The 14,633-nt window shown below is 64.4% G+C and carries 16 protein-coding genes; 10 read left to right on the top strand and 6 right to left on the bottom strand.

Annotation, left to right across the window (positions count from 1 at the left end; genetic code table 11):
• The first annotated feature begins 124 nt into the window (after positions 1-124).
• From SM753_RS11850 to SM753_RS11835, 4 genes are read left to right on the top strand one after another with little or no spacing between them, the layout of a single operon-like run.
• Complete coding sequence (locus SM753_RS11850) at positions 125-664, top strand: GNAT family protein (RefSeq protein ID WP_323191751.1); 540 nt, start codon at positions 125-127, stop codon at positions 662-664.
• Complete coding sequence (locus tag SM753_RS11845) at positions 664-1,230, top strand: GNAT family protein (RefSeq protein ID WP_323191750.1); 567 nt, start codon at positions 664-666, stop codon at positions 1,228-1,230. Before SM753_RS11850 ends, SM753_RS11845 begins: the two co-directional genes overlap by 1 nt.
• Entirely contained in the window at positions 1,230-1,787 is a 558-nt protein-coding gene (locus SM753_RS11840; RefSeq protein WP_323191749.1) for a GNAT family protein, read from the top strand. The genes SM753_RS11845 and SM753_RS11840 overlap by 1 nt, the downstream gene beginning before the upstream one ends.
• The gene (locus tag SM753_RS11835) at positions 1,787-2,350 is read left to right on the top strand and encodes a GNAT family protein (RefSeq protein WP_323191748.1); all 564 of its coding nucleotides are present in this window, start codon (positions 1,787-1,789) and stop codon (positions 2,348-2,350) included. Before SM753_RS11840 ends, SM753_RS11835 begins: the two co-directional genes overlap by 1 nt.
• 48 nt (positions 2,351-2,398) lie before the next feature.
• On the opposite strand, the gene SM753_RS11830 is transcribed toward SM753_RS11835, so the two are convergent.
• Both SM753_RS11830 and SM753_RS11825 read right to left on the bottom strand, forming a co-directional pair.
• A complete protein-coding gene (locus SM753_RS11830) occupies positions 2,399-3,268 on the bottom strand; it encodes an SDR family oxidoreductase (RefSeq protein ID WP_323191747.1) in 870 nt (289 codons plus the stop codon).
• Between the two features lie 75 nt (positions 3,269-3,343).
• Positions 3,344-5,380, bottom strand: a complete 2,037-nt coding sequence (locus SM753_RS11825; protein WP_323191746.1) for an AMP-binding protein — start codon at positions 5,378-5,380, stop codon at positions 3,344-3,346.
• Between the two features lie 95 nt (positions 5,381-5,475).
• On the opposite strand from SM753_RS11825, the gene SM753_RS11820 reads away from it, so the two are divergent.
• A complete protein-coding gene (locus SM753_RS11820; RefSeq protein ID WP_135533662.1) occupies positions 5,476-6,057 on the top strand; it encodes a GNAT family N-acetyltransferase in 582 nt (193 codons plus the stop codon).
• 43 nt (positions 6,058-6,100) lie between these two features.
• Here the strand turns inward: SM753_RS11820 and SM753_RS11815 are convergent, their stop codons facing one another.
• Positions 6,101-6,334 carry a hypothetical protein gene (locus SM753_RS11815; RefSeq protein ID WP_135533663.1) on the bottom strand — a complete coding sequence of 78 codons (234 nt, stop codon included), beginning with the start codon at positions 6,332-6,334 and terminating at the stop codon, positions 6,101-6,103.
• 131 nt (positions 6,335-6,465) lie between these two features.
• Between SM753_RS11815 and SM753_RS11810 the strand changes: the two genes are divergently transcribed.
• From SM753_RS11810 to SM753_RS11800, 3 genes are all read left to right on the top strand, one after another.
• Positions 6,466-8,148 (top strand): methylmalonyl-CoA mutase family protein, encoded by a 1,683-nt coding sequence (locus SM753_RS11810; protein WP_323191745.1) that lies wholly within the window; start codon positions 6,466-6,468, stop codon positions 8,146-8,148.
• A gap of 318 nt (positions 8,149-8,466) precedes the next feature.
• On the top strand, positions 8,467-8,850 hold the full coding sequence (mce, locus tag SM753_RS11805; protein ID WP_135533665.1) for a methylmalonyl-CoA epimerase: 384 nt from the start codon (positions 8,467-8,469) through the stop codon (positions 8,848-8,850).
• 64 nt (positions 8,851-8,914) lie between these two features.
• Complete coding sequence (locus tag SM753_RS11800; RefSeq protein ID WP_323191744.1) at positions 8,915-9,727, top strand: aldo/keto reductase; 813 nt, start codon at positions 8,915-8,917, stop codon at positions 9,725-9,727.
• Positions 9,728-9,740: 13 nt separating this feature from the next.
• Here the strand turns inward: SM753_RS11800 and SM753_RS11795 are convergent, their stop codons facing one another.
• Together SM753_RS11795 and SM753_RS11790 are read right to left on the bottom strand one after the other, a co-directional pair.
• Positions 9,741-10,298 carry an NUDIX domain-containing protein gene (locus SM753_RS11795; protein ID WP_323191743.1) on the bottom strand — a complete coding sequence of 186 codons (558 nt, stop codon included), beginning with the start codon at positions 10,296-10,298 and terminating at the stop codon, positions 9,741-9,743.
• A 103-nt stretch (positions 10,299-10,401) separates the two neighbouring features.
• Positions 10,402-11,025 carry an FAD-dependent oxidoreductase gene (locus SM753_RS11790; RefSeq protein WP_323191742.1) on the bottom strand — a complete coding sequence of 208 codons (624 nt, stop codon included), beginning with the start codon at positions 11,023-11,025 and terminating at the stop codon, positions 10,402-10,404.
• A 206-nt stretch (positions 11,026-11,231) separates the two neighbouring features.
• Here SM753_RS11790 and SM753_RS11785 point away from each other — a divergent pair, with 206 nt between their 5' ends.
• Both SM753_RS11785 and SM753_RS11780 read left to right on the top strand, forming a co-directional pair.
• Complete coding sequence (locus SM753_RS11785; protein ID WP_323191741.1) at positions 11,232-12,983, top strand: 2-oxoacid:acceptor oxidoreductase subunit alpha; 1,752 nt, start codon at positions 11,232-11,234, stop codon at positions 12,981-12,983.
• A complete protein-coding gene (locus tag SM753_RS11780) occupies positions 12,980-13,843 on the top strand; it encodes a 2-oxoacid:ferredoxin oxidoreductase subunit beta (protein ID WP_138796790.1) in 864 nt (287 codons plus the stop codon). The genes SM753_RS11785 and SM753_RS11780 overlap by 4 nt, the downstream gene beginning before the upstream one ends.
• A gap of 105 nt (positions 13,844-13,948) precedes the next feature.
• On the opposite strand, the gene SM753_RS11775 is transcribed toward SM753_RS11780, so the two are convergent.
• Positions 13,949-14,614 (bottom strand): DUF6517 family protein, encoded by a 666-nt coding sequence (locus SM753_RS11775; protein ID WP_323191740.1) that lies wholly within the window; start codon positions 14,612-14,614, stop codon positions 13,949-13,951.
• Between the last annotated feature and the right edge of the window lie 19 nt (positions 14,615-14,633).

Genomic DNA, 14,633 nt, shown 5'->3' with positions numbered 1-14,633 from the left:
GCGGTCGACTACCCCTGCCGTTTCCAGTTGCGCGATGGCCGCGCTGTCCGGCGGCGAGCCGTCGTTCGTCAATGCGACCCACTCTCCCGAAACCGATTTAGTGCCCCTGTCTCATCTTTGTGACATGCCAGGGACAGTTTTCCGTCGCGGCGACCGTCTCGCCCTCCGGACGGTCGAACACGAGGACGCAGAGTTCATTCAGCGAGGACACAACCATCCGGATGTAGGGGTGACGCTTGGCCTGAACCGCCCCGAGAGCGAGACTGAAGCCGAGGCAAACATCGAAGATGACGAGGGTGACCCGCTGAACGTCGGACTCCTCGTCTGTCTCGAAGACGGGGACGACCCGACCCCCATCGGGAAAGTGAGACTGAGCAACCTCCACCACACGCGTCCCGAGATATCGTACTGGATCCTCCCCGAGTATCAGGGCGAGGGGTACGGCACGGAGGCGGTCGGCGTCCTCGTGGACTACGCGTTCAACGCACACGAGATCCGCGGACTGCAGGCGCAGGCGTTCGCGCCGAACGAAGGCTCCGTGGGCGTTCTGGAGAACCTCGGGTTCACGCACGAGGGACAACTGCGCGACGCGCGGTTCCGGAACGGCGAACACGTCGACGTCGTCTGGTACGGACTGCTCCGCGAGGAGTGGGAGGACGACTGATGCCGGGGCCGATAGTCGAGGCCGGCGACGACCTCGTGTTGCGGACCGTCGAACGAGAGGACGCCGAGTTCGTACAGCGACTCTTCGCGGACCCGTGGGCGCGTGTCGGGTTCCAGGAACACGGTCACAAGAACCACGCAGAGGTCGAGGAACTGCTCGAAGGCGACCTCGAAGAGCGCGACACGGCGGCGTATCTCGCCTGCGTTGACGACGACGACGCACCCTGGGGACATCCCGAAGAGGACGAGACGACCCCTGTGGCGTTCGTCGCCGTGACCCACGTAGACCGTGACCGGCCGGGCGTCAATCACTGGGTCGCGCCGGCGTTCCGCGGCGAGGGCTACGGCGTCGAGGCGCTCTCGCTGGCGGTCGACACGGTGTTTCGGACGTACGACCCGAACACCATAGGCGTCGAAGTGGTCGCTGGCGACGAGGCGACTCGCGAGCACGTCGAAGCGGTCGGCTTCGTCGAGGAGGGGCGTAACCGCGAGGTTCTGTTCGTCGAGGGCGAGTACCGCGACGTGTATCAGTACGGCTTGCTCCACGAGGAGTGGGAGGGCCGGTGATGCCCGGTCCCGTCGTCACCGCCGGCGAGCGCGTCGTCTTGCGTACCGTCGAGCGCGAGGACGCCGCGGTCCTCCAGCGGTCGAAAACAGACCCCCGGATCCGGTTTTCCCTCGGGTCCGTCTTTCCGAGCAGTCGCGCACAGTTGGAATCGGGCATGGAAGAGTGGCTAGAGAGCGACAGCACCGTAGCGTACATCGCGTGCGTAGACGACGACCCGGCCGCCGGACACCCGGACGAGGACGAAACGACGGTGATCGGCTCGGTGAGCGCGCGCCACGTCGACGGCGACCGGCCGTGGCTGGCGTACTGGCTGCTTCCGGAGTTCCACGGGGAGGGCTACGGGAAAGAGATGGTCCGACTCGCCGTCGACGACATCTTCAGTTCGCATCCGGTCCACGGCATCAGTGCGGGCGCGTACGGTTTCAACGAGGCGTCCCGCGGCCTGCTCGAATCGCTCGGCTTCACGCAGGAGGCGCGGCAGCGACAGTGCCGCTACATCGACGGCGCGTACCGCGACGAAATACAGTACGGCCTGTTGCGCCGCGAGTGGGAGTGATGCCGGGGCCGATCATCGACGCCGGTGAACGCGTCACTCTGCGTGCCGTCGAACGCGAGGACGCGGAGTTCGTCCAGACGTGTGCGACCCACCCTCGCGTTCGGTTCTCACTCGGCATCGACTCGCACCAGACGAAAGCCGAAGTGCGAGAGCGGATCGAAAACGACACCGAGAACGAGGGAACGCGCGGATTTCTCGTCTGTCTCGACGAGGAGGGCGCGGCCGCTGGCGACCCCGACGAAGAGGAGACGACGCCCGTCGGCGCGGTCCACGCCCGCGCCGTCGACAGGGAGCGGGCGTGGCTCGGCTACTGGCTCGACCCGGACTACCACGGCGAGGGCTACGCCGGCGAAGCCGTCGAACTCGTCGTTGACGCGGTGTTTCGCTCGCATCCGGTCCACGGCATCAGCGCGGGCGCGTACGGCTTCAACGAGGCGTCCCGCGGCCTGCTCGAATCGCTCGGCTTCACGCAGGAGGCGCGTCTGCGGAACGCGTGGTACGTCGACGGCGCGTACCGCGACGGAGTCCAGTACGGCCTGTTACGCCGCGAGTGGGAGTCGTAGCGGGACGGTATTCTCCCGACTACGGCGAGCCAGACGCCGCGAAACCATCTATTCGTACGTGAGCGTCATGCCGCCGTCGAACAGCAGGTCGCCGCCGTTCAGATGCGTCGCGTGTTTCGAGAAGCCGAACACGAAGAGGTTGGCGACGTCGACGGGATCCATCATCTCCGTGACGCGGGACTGGCCGAGCATCACGTCGTCGATGACCTCGTCGACGGAGATGCCTCGTTGCTCCGCGGTGTCTGGTATCTGGTCGGTGACAAGCGGCGTCTTCACGTACCCCGTGCTGATCGAGAACGAGCGCAGTCCGTCTCCCCCCTCGGCGGCGATCGACTGCGTCAGCCCCCGGAGGCCGAACTTCGAGACGTTGTACCCGACCTTGTCGGACGTGACGTAGTGGCCGTGGACCGACGCCATGTTTCCCACGGCACCGACGCCGTCGTCGGTCGCGCGGATGTGCGGGATGGTCCGTTTCGCGAGATACAGCGGTGCCCGTAGCATCACGTCGTGCATCCGGTCGTACTGCTCCATCGGAAAGTCCTCGATGGCGTCGATGTGTTGCATGCCCGCGACGTTCGCCAGGTAGCGGAGCGTTCCGTGGTCCGCCGCCGTCTCGACGATGCGCTCGATATCGTCGTCGTCAGTGAGGTCGCCGGCGACCGTCTCGACGCGGCCGTCGACGCCTATCTCGTCGCCCAACTCCGCCGTTCCGGCGAGTCCCGACTCGTCGACGTCCGTCGCGACGGCGGTCGTTCCGTTCGCGGCCATCGCGACTGCCGTGGCCCGGCCGATACCGGACCCGGCCCCGGTCACGAGACAGACCGTCTCTTCGACGAAGTGGTCGTCGTCGACGAACATGAGCGAGTCGTCGTCGATAGGCCGTGCTTCGAGGCGCTCGTGCGTGCCAGATTTACCCATACGTCACTAAACGAACCGGACCACCCAAAACCCGGAGGTTGGTATGTCCACCTCTCCGTGCTCGGACAGGCGTCGCTACCGCGCCGCGTCTATCTCGTCTAGCGCGTCGGGGTTCTCGATGCTGCTCATGTCGCCGAGGTCCTCGCCGGTGTACGTCGCCTCGATGGCGCGGCGGATGATCTTCCCGCTCTGTGTCTTGGGGAACTCGTCCACGAACAGCACCTCGCGCGGGCGGAACGGTTTGCCGAGTTCCTCGCCGACCTGCGCCCGCAGTTCGTCGCGCAGTTCGTCGGTCTCCTCGACGCCGTCCTCGGTGACGACGTACGTGACGACGGCGGTGCCGGTGGTGTCGTCCGGCGCGCCGACGGCGGCGGCCTGATTCACGTCAGGGTGTTCGATGAGCGCCCCCTCGACCTCGGCGGGGCCGACCTTGCGGCCGGCCACGTTCAGTGCGTCGTCGGCGCGGCCGTGGAGGAACCAGAAGCCGTCCTCGTCCTTCTGCGCCCAGTCGCCGTGGTCCCAGAGGTCGTCCCAGTTCGACCAGTACTCCTCCAGGTAGCGCTCGTCGCCCTCCCACAGCGATTTCGTCATGCTGGGACAGGAGTCGCGGGCGACGAGGAATCCGCGCTCGTGGGTGTCCGCGATGGACTCGCCGTTGTGATCCACGATGTCGATGTTCATGCCGAGACCGGGGCCGCCGAGCGTACACGGTTTCAGGTCCTGGATCGGCATCGGCATGAGGAAACAGCCGCAGATCTCGGTGCCGCCGGAGATGTTGATGATCGGCGCGTCACCGCCGCCGACGTTCTCGTGGAACCACTGCCAGGACTCCGGGTCCCAGGGTTCGCCGGTCGACCCCAACAGGCGGAGCGTCGAGAGGTCGTGACCCTCGACCCAGTGGTCGCCCTGCTTGCGGAGGGCGCGGATGGCGGTCGGCGAGATGCCGAACACCGTCAGGCCGTGGCGGTCGATCATCTCCCAGAAGCGGTCCGGTTCGGGGTAGTCGGGCGCGCCCTCGTACATGAACACGGTGCCGCCGAAATGCTGGTTGCCGATCAGCGTCCACGGCCCCATCATCCACCCGATGTCGCTGACCCAGAAGAAACGGTCGTGGTCCTTGTGGTCGAAGCCGAAGTAGATCTCCTTGGCGCACTGAGCGAGGACGCCGGCGTGGGTGTGGACGATACCTTTCGGTCGCCCCGTCGTCCCGGACGAGTAGAGCAGCATCGCCTCCTGGTCCGACGGAAGTTCCTTCGTCTCGTACTCGTCGGCGGCGGTTTCGACGGCGTCGTCCCACCACTCGTCGCGGTCGTCGTTCCACGGAATCGAGGCCTCGGTCCCGCTGTCTCCCGTGGTGTCGCTCTCGGCGTCCGCCTCGCTACCGAATCGGTCGTAGACGATGGTGTGTTCGACGTGTCCCGCCTCTTCGATAGCCTCGTCCGCAGCACCCTTCAGCGTCACCTCGCTGCCGCGCCGGTAGAAGCCGTCGCCGGTGAACATGACCGAACACTCGCTGTCCTCGATGCGAGTCGCGGTCGCGTCGACGCCGAACCCGGAGAAGATCGGAACGGCGATAGCGCCGACCTTGAAACAGCCGTACAGGATAGAGATCACCTCGGGGATCATCGGCATGTACAGGCCGACGGTGTCGCCGGTCCCGACGCCCCGCTCTTCCAGAGCGTTTGCGACCTTGTTCGACTGCCGCGCGAGTTCGTGATACGTGATCTCCCGGATATCTCCGTCCTCGCCCTCCCAGATACAGGCCACCTTGTTCCGCGTCTCGCTCTCGGGGTCGGCGTGGCGGTCGAGCGTGTTGTGCGCGATGTTTATCTCTCCACCCGGGTACCAGTCGGTGAACTGGGGACCGTCCGAGTCGTCACGGACCTCGTCGTACCCCTCGTAGAACTCGATGTCGAGGTAGTCGACCATTTCGTCCCAGAACCAGTCGACGCCGGACTCCTCGACCCCCTCGACATCGCCGGTGGTCCGAGCGATCAGTTCGTCGTAGTCCTCCATGCCGTACTCCCGCATGAACTCGTACACGTTCGTAGATTCGACGAACTCCTGTGTCGGCGTGTGGACGACCTCGTCCACGTCAGCAAGTGATTCCATGGTTGGTCCTCGTATGGGATTCTTATTGGATCGACCAAGAACTTTTCCGACCGCGTCGGGGCACCCTTTTTACCACAGGGGACAAACTTCCATCCATGTACGTCCGGGAGGCCAAAAACAGGGAAGAGGTCTGGTTGCTCGACCACATCGAAGCGATGGGACTGGACGAAACGGCGTTTCGCTCCCGCGACTACGTCATCGCGCTGGACGAGGAGACTGGGGAGAAGGCCGGGTTCGGCCGCATCCGGATCCACAAAGTCGAGGACGGTGACGACGTCTGCGAACTGACGAGTATCGGCGTCGTCGAGGACTGGCGAGGGAACGGCGTCGGGGCGCACGTCGTCGAGCGTCTGGTCGAGCACGCCCGCGACGAGGGGTTCTCGTTCGTCTACTCGCTGGTCGACGAACCAGCCTACCTCGCGCAGTTCGGCTTCGAGCGGATCGCCGAGGACGAACTGCCCGCCGTGCTACGGGACCGCCTCGAAAGTAAGCGCGACGACATCGCGCCCGAGGCCGTCGCGATGGTGCTCTCCGTTTCGGAGTTCGTGATGCCGGATCGGTTCCGCCAGCGATTCAAGGGCGCGACGGTAGAAGCGGACGACGAACCGGAGGAGTCCGCGGAGGACTTCGGTATTGATCCGGAAAACACGTCGTACAAGTACGACACCGGGCGGTGAGATCGGTTTCCGCCGTTGGCTCAGTGAGTGCGACTGTGGCCTTTCACTCGGCCAGTTCGTTCTCGCGGTCGTGGACGAACCCGCCCTTGAACGCTATCCACCCGATGACGGTGATAAAGAGTATCGGCGGCAGGATAGCGAAGCCCCACAGCGGATTGACGCCCCACTGAAGGATCAGAACCAGGTTCCCGATACCCAAAGCGAGAAAGGGCGCGATGTACAGCGCCGCCCGTCGCCTGTCGGTATCGCCGTCGTCGTCGGGGATGGGCGTCGACATACTCGCAACTCGGTCGTCCACGAGCAAAAACGGACCGGTGGCGGTTTCCGACACCCGGTAACGTGTGGCACCGCCGCCGACCCGCTCGATCCGTCAACCATTAAGGTCGGTGGAAACCTTCCGTTAAAATAATGTTCGACTCGGACGACCTCGAAGCGATCCGCGAGTCGAAGGCCGAGTGGGAGGCGGACGACGTCGACCCGACGGTCGAGCGGTTCGGGGAGCGCAAGGAGCAGTTCACCACCGACACGGGCGGGCAGACGGTTAGCCGGCTGTACACGCCCGAAGACGTGGCGGACATGGACTACGACGACGACCTGGGGTATCCGGGGCGAGAGCCGTACACTCGCGGCGTCTACTCGACCGGCTATCGCGGCCGCCTGTGGACGATGCGGCAGTACGCGGGTTTCGGGACGCCCGAAGAGACGAACGAGCGGTTCAACTACCTGCTCGACGAGGGCCAGACCGGTCTCTCGATGGCGTTCGACCTGCCGACCCAGATGGGGTACGACTCCGACAACGCCATGGCCGCCGGCGAGGTCGGCAAGTCGGGCGTCGCGATCGACACGCTGCACGACATGGAAACCGTCTTCGGCGGCATCCCGCTGGACGAGGTGTCGACATCGATGACGATCAACGCCCCCGCGTCCGTGTTGCTCGCGATGTACATCGCCGTCGGCGACCGGCAGGGCGTCGACCGCGAGCAACTGCGCGGCACCATCCAGAACGACTTACTGAAGGAGTACGTCGCGCGCAACACCTACATCTACCCGCCGGAGCCGTCGATGCGGATCATCACCGACATCTTCGACTTTTGTGCCGACGAGACGCCGAACTTCAACACCATCTCTATCTCCGGCTATCACATCCGCGAGGCGGGGTCTACGGCCGCACAGGAACTCGCGTTCACCCTCGGTAACGGTATCGAGTACGTCGAGGCGGCGCTCGATGCGGGCCTCGACGTCGACGAGTTCGCCCCCCAGCTCTCCTTTTTCTTCAACGCCCACAACAACATCTTCGAGGAGGCGGCGAAGTTCCGGGCCGCCAGACGGATGTGGGCGACGATCATGGAGGAGCGCTTCGACGCGGACGATCCCAAGTCGAAGCAGTTGAAGTTTCACACCCAGACCGCCGGGTCGACGCTCACCGCCCAACAGATCGAGAACAACGTCGTCCGCGTCGCCTATCAGGCGCTCGCCGCCGTCCTGGGCGGCACCCAGAGCCTCCACACGAACGGCAAGGACGAGGCGCTGGCGCTCCCGACCGAGGAGAGCGTTCGCACGGCGCTTCGCACCCAGCAGATCCTCGCCCACGAGTCCGGGGCCGCCGACACCATCGACCCACTCGCCGGGAGCTACTACGTCGAAAACCTCACCGACGAACTCGAATCGGAGGCGTTCGACATTCTGGACACCGTCGACGAGAAAGGCGGCATGTTACGCGCCGTCGAATCACAGTGGGTCCAGCGACAGATCCAAGACACCGCGTTCGAGCGTCAGGAGGAGATAGAGGAAGGCGACCGAATCATCGTCGGCGTCAACGAGTTCGAGACCGACGAGGAGCCCGAGATGGACATTCAGGAGGTCACGGAAGAGGACGAACGCCGGCAGATAGACCGACTGGAGACCGCCAAAAGCGACAGGGACGACGAGGAGACCGAGGCCGCACTCGCCGCGCTCCGCGAGGCCGCCGAGGGCGACGAAAACGTGATGCCGTACATCGTCGACGCCGTGAAAGCGTACGCGACGGTCGGCGAGGTCTGTGACGTTCTTCGCGATGTCTTCGGGGAGCATCGTCCGGGCGGGACGCTATAGTAGCGCTTTCGGGTTGTCCACACTCGATCGCACGGTTGCATGCGGTCGGATGTGTAAACAGTTGCAAGCGCTACTGTCGGTTGACCCCAGGTTTTTGTACGAGGGCGAGGTGACCCGTCGGCGTGACCTGATATGTCGGACGTACCTGTTTCAGACATTTCGCGGGGACGCCCCCGCGAAATTCTTCAGTGATTTGCGTCAGTCAGTATGAATCCGGTCGCACGACGGCCAGCGCGGGAGTGCGACGCACCGTCGCGCCGAGAACCCGAGCGTCGCCTGTTCGCTTCCTATTAGTGGTTCCTCCGCGTTCGCTCAGCCATGCAGTTCGACCACGCCGGCCTCGCCACCGAAGACGCCGACGACCTCGCGGCCCTGTACGCCGACCTCTTCGACGCGCCGGTCGTCCACGAGGAAGACCTCGACGACCTCCGGGTCGTCTTCCTCGACCTGGGTAACGGCTACTTCGAGTTGCTCGAACCGATCGACGATGGGACCGTCGCGCGCTATCTCGACCGGAACGGCCCGGGGATCCACCACCTCGCCCTGGAAACCGACGACATCGAGGCGGCGCTGGACGCCGCGCGCGACCGCGGTGTCGACCTGATCGACGACGAACCCCGCCCCGGCGCGTGGGGCCACGACGTCGCCTTCCTCCACCCGAAATCGACCGGCGGTATCCTCGTCGAGTTCGTCGAGCACTGACCGGACGCCACAGCGGTCACGCGGACCGACCGGTTTCTTTGGAGTCGCGCCCGTACGTCGAGCGATGGAAACCGTCACCGTCCAGGGCGTTGACGTACCGGTGCTCGGCCTCGGGACGGCCCGCATGGAAGGAGAGGAGTGCCGGAACGCCGTCGAGACCGCTCTCGACCTGGGGTACCGACACCTGGACACGGCCCAGATGTACGACAACGAGGCGGCGGTCGGCGCGGCCATTCGCGACCACCCGGTCGACCGTGAGGACCTGTTCGTCACGACCAAGATCGACCCGTCGAATCTCTCGCCCGACGACGTTCACGCGTCCTTCGAGGCGAGTCTCGACCGCCTCGGCGCGGAGTACGTCGACCTCCTGTTGATCCACGCGCCGCGCGACTACGCTCCAGTCGCCGAGACTATCGGTGCGATGAACGAGTTACAGGAGGCGGAGACAGTCCGCCATATTGGCGTCAGTAACTTCTCTGTCGACGGACTGCGGGCGGCCATCGACGCCTCGGAGACGCCGATCCTCACGAATCAGGTCGAGTACCACCCGTACACCGACCAGACGGACCTGTTGTCGTTCTGTATCGACACCGACGTTCTGCTAACGGCGTACAGTCCGCTCGCCAAGGGAAAAGTCTCAGACGACGAGACGCTCGCCGAGATCGGTGACCGTTACGACAAGACGCCCTCGCAGGTCGCACTGCGCTGGCTACTCCAGCAGGACCGCGTCGCGGCTATCCCGAAAGCGAGCAGTCGCGACCACATGGCCGAGAATCTCGACGTGTTCGGCTTCGAACTCTCGAACGAGGAGATGGAGACAGTGTTCGATCTTCAGGGGGGTTTGCTCGACAGGCTCAGGATGGCGCTCGGACTGTAGGTGCGAACTGTCGTCACCGCGTGACCCGGTTCGCCCCGCTGGCCCATTGCCGGATCCGAGACTGAGCGCTCGTGTGGACGGCTTCGGGCGGTCGTGACCACCACGCGGCGTCCGTTACTGACTCGTCCGCAGGGACCGGCGTTCCCGCCTCGTAGTCGGCATCGAACACCGCCCATAGACTGTGTATCGTCGGCCCGTCGGGGTCGTCGGACGCCACCGTCTGTCGCCGTCGCACCTGGAAGAGATCGCTGATAGCGCACTCGACGGCAGTGTGGTCGCGAACGGCGCGGGCCGCCGCCGTTTCGAGCGTTTCCACGCCTTCCATCGCCGTCCCCGGAACGCACCAGGCGTCGGCGGTATCCCGGGTCCGGACCAGAAGCAGACTGTCGTCGTCGTGGACGAACGCGCTCGCACCGCCCACGTACCCGTTACGGGCGCGTCTGCGGGCGACCTCGAACTCCTCGCGCGGCAGTTCGACGGTGTCGCCGGTTACCCGGAATTCGCCGTACTTCGACCGGAGGCGCGCGAAATGACCGTTGACCGCCCCTCTGGTCCGCTCCGCCAAAGACATGTAGGATTTCTAAGAAACACCGGTACTTAGAACCCGACGTTCTTTCACCGCGGTGCAGTTGCGGGACCCGGTCGTCGACGTGAGTGATCTCGGTCAGTTGCTCTCATCCGAAGTTCTCTATCTTCGCGTCGTCGGAGTCGCCGCCGGCCGAGTCGATAGCCGCCACGGAGTCGTCGACGAACTCGCGGAAGCCGAACACGTACACTTGCCCGCCATCGACGACCTCCGCGACGGCGTCGTCGATCTCACCGTCGGTGATGATGACTGTCGCGCCGCCCGCGGCGAGTGTCGCGAGGCGGTCCTCGTGCGCGGGACTGTCGTCTTGATACACGACGGCCACGTCGTGACCGTCCGCGAGTGCTCGCTCGCCCATGCCGACTGCGGGGCCGACGCCGGGGCCACCGGCGAGCAACACGACGTCCTCGTTCTCGTAAAACACCGTGCCGAACGGTCCCTCTACCATGACCGTGTCGCCGGGTTCGCGGTCCGCGAGCCACGGACTCAGGTCGCCCTCGGGGTCGACTCCGACTGTGATTTCGAAGGTCTCCTCGACGTCGGCCGACGACAGCGTGTAGTGACGTGACACGTCCTCGCCGCCCACTGTCGCCCGCAGGAGTACGAACTGACCGGGTTTCGCGTCGAACTCCGGCGGAGTTTCGAGTTCCAGTGCGACCGTCTCGTCGCCGACGGTCCGCACGTTCCGGACCGACACTTGTGTTGCGTTCATGTGGAACCGTACAGGTGGGCCGGACAAAGGCCTTCCTTTCGACCACAGGGGCCGCTGCGTTCGAACCGCCTGCTCGGGCCAGTATCGTCGGTATCTTTCCGCGGACACGGAGGATTCAGTCCTCCTGTCGCCGTGTTTACTCGCCGACGTGTAAGGTCGGTGTTTCAGAAGGCTTTTGATTTGGTAACGGCTACTCATACGTCAATATGGCCGACGACCTGAACTGGGCGATAGGTGGGGAGGCTGGCGACGGCATCGCTTCCACCGGGAAGATCTTTGCGCAGGCACTCTCCAGAGCAGGACGACACGTTTTCACATCGAAAGACTTCGCGTCACGGATCCGCGGTGGCTACACCGCCTACAAGATCCGGACGTCGACCGACCGCGTCCAGAGCGTTGTCGACCGACTCGACATTCTGGTCGCGTTGACTCAGCGGACCATCGACGAGAACCTCGACGAACTGCACGACGACAGCATCGTCATCTACGACGGCGAACGCTCCTGGGACGCCGAGATCCCCGAGGGTGTCACCGGCGTCGACGTTCCGTTGAAGTCGCTGGCCGAGGACGCCGGCGGCGCGATCATGCGCAACATCGTTGCGCTGGGTGCCGCCTGTGAGATAGCCTCGTTCCCCATCGAGAACCTGGACGAATCGCTCGAAAAGCGCTTCGCCAGCAAGGGCGAGAAACTCGTCGAGAACAACAAGCAGGCCGCTCGACTGGGTCAGGAGTACGTCCAGGAGAACTACGACGACCTGCCGGAGTACAGCCTCGACACCACCGACGAGGACTACGTCCTCCTGAACGGCGACGAGGCGATCGGAATGGGCGCTATCGCCGCCGGCTGTCGGTTCTACTCCGGCTACCCGATCACGCCCGCGACGGACGTCATGGAGTATCTCACCGGTCGTATCGACAAGTACGGCGGCCACGTCGTCCAGGCCGAGGACGAACTCTCCGCGATCAACATGGCGCTCGGTGCGGCCCGCTCCGGCGCTCGCGCGATGACGGCAACCTCGGGTCCGGGCATCGACCTGATGACGGAGACGTTCGGCCTCGTCGCGACCAGCGAGACGCCGCTGGTCATCTGTGACGTGATGCGTTCGGGCCCCTCGACGGGGATGCCGACCAAGCAGGAGCAGGGCGACCTCAACATGGCCCTCTACGGCGGTCACGGTGAAGTGCCACGCTTCGTCGTCGCTCCGACGACCGTCGCCGAGTGTTTCCAGAAGACGGTCGAGGCGTTCAATCTCGCCGAGAAGTACCAGCTACCGGTGTATCTGGTCGCTGACCTCGCGCTCGCGGTGACGGAACAGACGTTCCGACCCGAGGAGTTCGATATGGACGCCGTCGAGGTCGACCGCGGAAAGGTCGTCGACGAGGACGACATCGACCAGTACCTCGACGAACAGGACCGCTTCCAGCCGCACTACGACGCCGCGGACGGCGTCAGTCCGCGCGCGTTCCCCGGCACCGAGGGCGGCGCGCACATGTCGACCGGTCTCGAACACAACGAACTCGGCCGCCGGACCGAGGACACCGACGAGCGCGTCAGTCAGGTCGACAAGCGCAACCGCAAAGTCGAAACGGCAAAGCAAGAAGAGGAGTTCGACTACCGGGAGTTCGGCGACGAAGACGCCGACACGCTCGTCATCTCGTGGGGGTCGAACGAAGGGGCGATGGTCGAGGCCCTAGAGTACCTCGAAGACGACGGCATCGACGTACGCTTCATCTCGGTGCCGTACATCTTCCCGCGTCCCGACCTCTCCGAGGAGGTCGAAAGCGCCGACGACGTCATCGTCGTCGAGTGTAACGAGCAGGGTCAGTTCGCCGACCTGCTGGAGCACGATACCCTTACCCGACTGAAACGCGTGAACAAGTACAACGGCATCCGCTTCAAAGCGGACGAGCTGGCAGACGATATCGCGGCAACCCTGACGGAGGAGATAAAAGCATGAGCTCAGACGTTCGATTCACGGACTTCAAATCCGACAAACAGCCGACCTGGTGTCCCGGATGCGGGGACTTCGGCACGATGAACGGCATGATGAAAGCGCTCGCCGAAACCGGCAACGACCCGGACAACACGTTCATCTGCGCCGGTATCGGCTGTTCCGGGAAGATAGGCACGTACATGCATTCGTACGCCCTGCACGGCGTCCACGGCCGCGCGCTCCCGGTCGGCACCGGCGTCAAACTCGCCAACCCGAACCTCGAAGTGATGGTCGCGGGCGGCGACGGCGACGGCTACTCCATCGGCGCGGGCCACTTTATCCACGCCGTCCGCCGGAACGTTGACATGACCTACGTCGTCATGGACAACCGCATCTACGGCCTCACCAAGGGCCAGGCCTCGCCGACCTCGCGCGAGGACTTCGAGACGAGTACGACCCCCGAGGGTCCGAAACAGCCCCCGGTCAACCCGCTCGCGCTCTCGCTGGCCGCCGGCGGCACCTTCATCGCGCAGTCGTTCTCGTCGGACTCCCAGCGCCACACCGAGATCGTCAAGGAAGCCATCGAACACGACGGCTTCGGCTTCGTCAACGTCTACTCCCCCTGCGTGACGTTCAACGACGTCGACACCTACGACTACTTCCGCGATTCCATCGTCGACCTCGCCGACGAGGACCACGACCCGAACGACCGCGAGGCAGCCAAAGAGAAGATCCTGGAAGGCGACAAGGAGTATCAGGGAGTCATCTACAAGGACGAAAACTCCGTGCCGTACAGTGACCTGCACGGGATCGGCTCGAACATGTCCGAGATACCCGACGGCGCGCCCGAGGACGCGATGGACCTAGTTCGGGAGTTCTACTAGAACGACGGGGTTTCCGTTCGGACTAAAACGACTTTTTTCGGTTCGAGAGAACGGAGCTTTCGACACTCGCCAGCGACGACTCTACTAATAAAAGAAGACGCCGCGTCAGTCGCCGCCGTCGTGTTCGAGCGACTGCATCAGCGTCTCGATGTCCTGTTCTCCCTCCGGCCGCTGGGTCGGGTGTGCGCCGAGCATGACGACCCAGTCACCGTCGTGTTTGACTTTCGTGGCGTACACCGCGACTTCTATCTCCTTGTCGTTGAATCGGGTCGTTCCGGTGAAACGCGTCACGTTCACCTGTTCGCCGAGGACACCGTCGAGACGCTTTTCCTCGTCGACAGAGAAGTCAGCGTCCCGGGAGCTAGCAGTCATTTGCGACTGGAACTCGTCGAGAAGGTCCGCGTTTGACATGTCGTCGAGGGGGTTGAACGACCGCCCGAGCACCTCGACTTCCGGCACTGCGACGGCGGTGAACCTGCCGACTTCCCGTTTGTCGTCGAGGATCGTTTCGCGCTTCGAGTAGGCGTTGACGTGACTCTCGACGACTATCTCCCGGTCGCCGGCGTCTTCGAGCGTTCGGTTCTCCACGAGGGCGTGGCTCTCGTTCAGCGAGTAGCCGGTTTCGTCGAGGGCATCGTCGCTCACTGTCGCGTTCGACGCGGTGAATTCGAGCGAGTCGTTCCCGAGAAGGAATCCGATACATCCGCTCGAAGCGAGCAAAACGGCGACCGCGAGAACGGCGACGCGTTTCCGGTCTATCGGTCCCGACATCGTACAGAGACAGAGTGGT

The sequence above is a fragment of the Halostella sp. PRR32 genome, assembly GCF_034808085.1.
GTDB classification, from domain to species: Archaea; Halobacteriota; Halobacteria; order Halobacteriales; family Natronoarchaeaceae; genus Halostella; species Halostella pelagica.
Note: the sequence above shows the minus strand (reverse complement) of the source record. Positions and strands in the feature narration are given on the sequence as shown.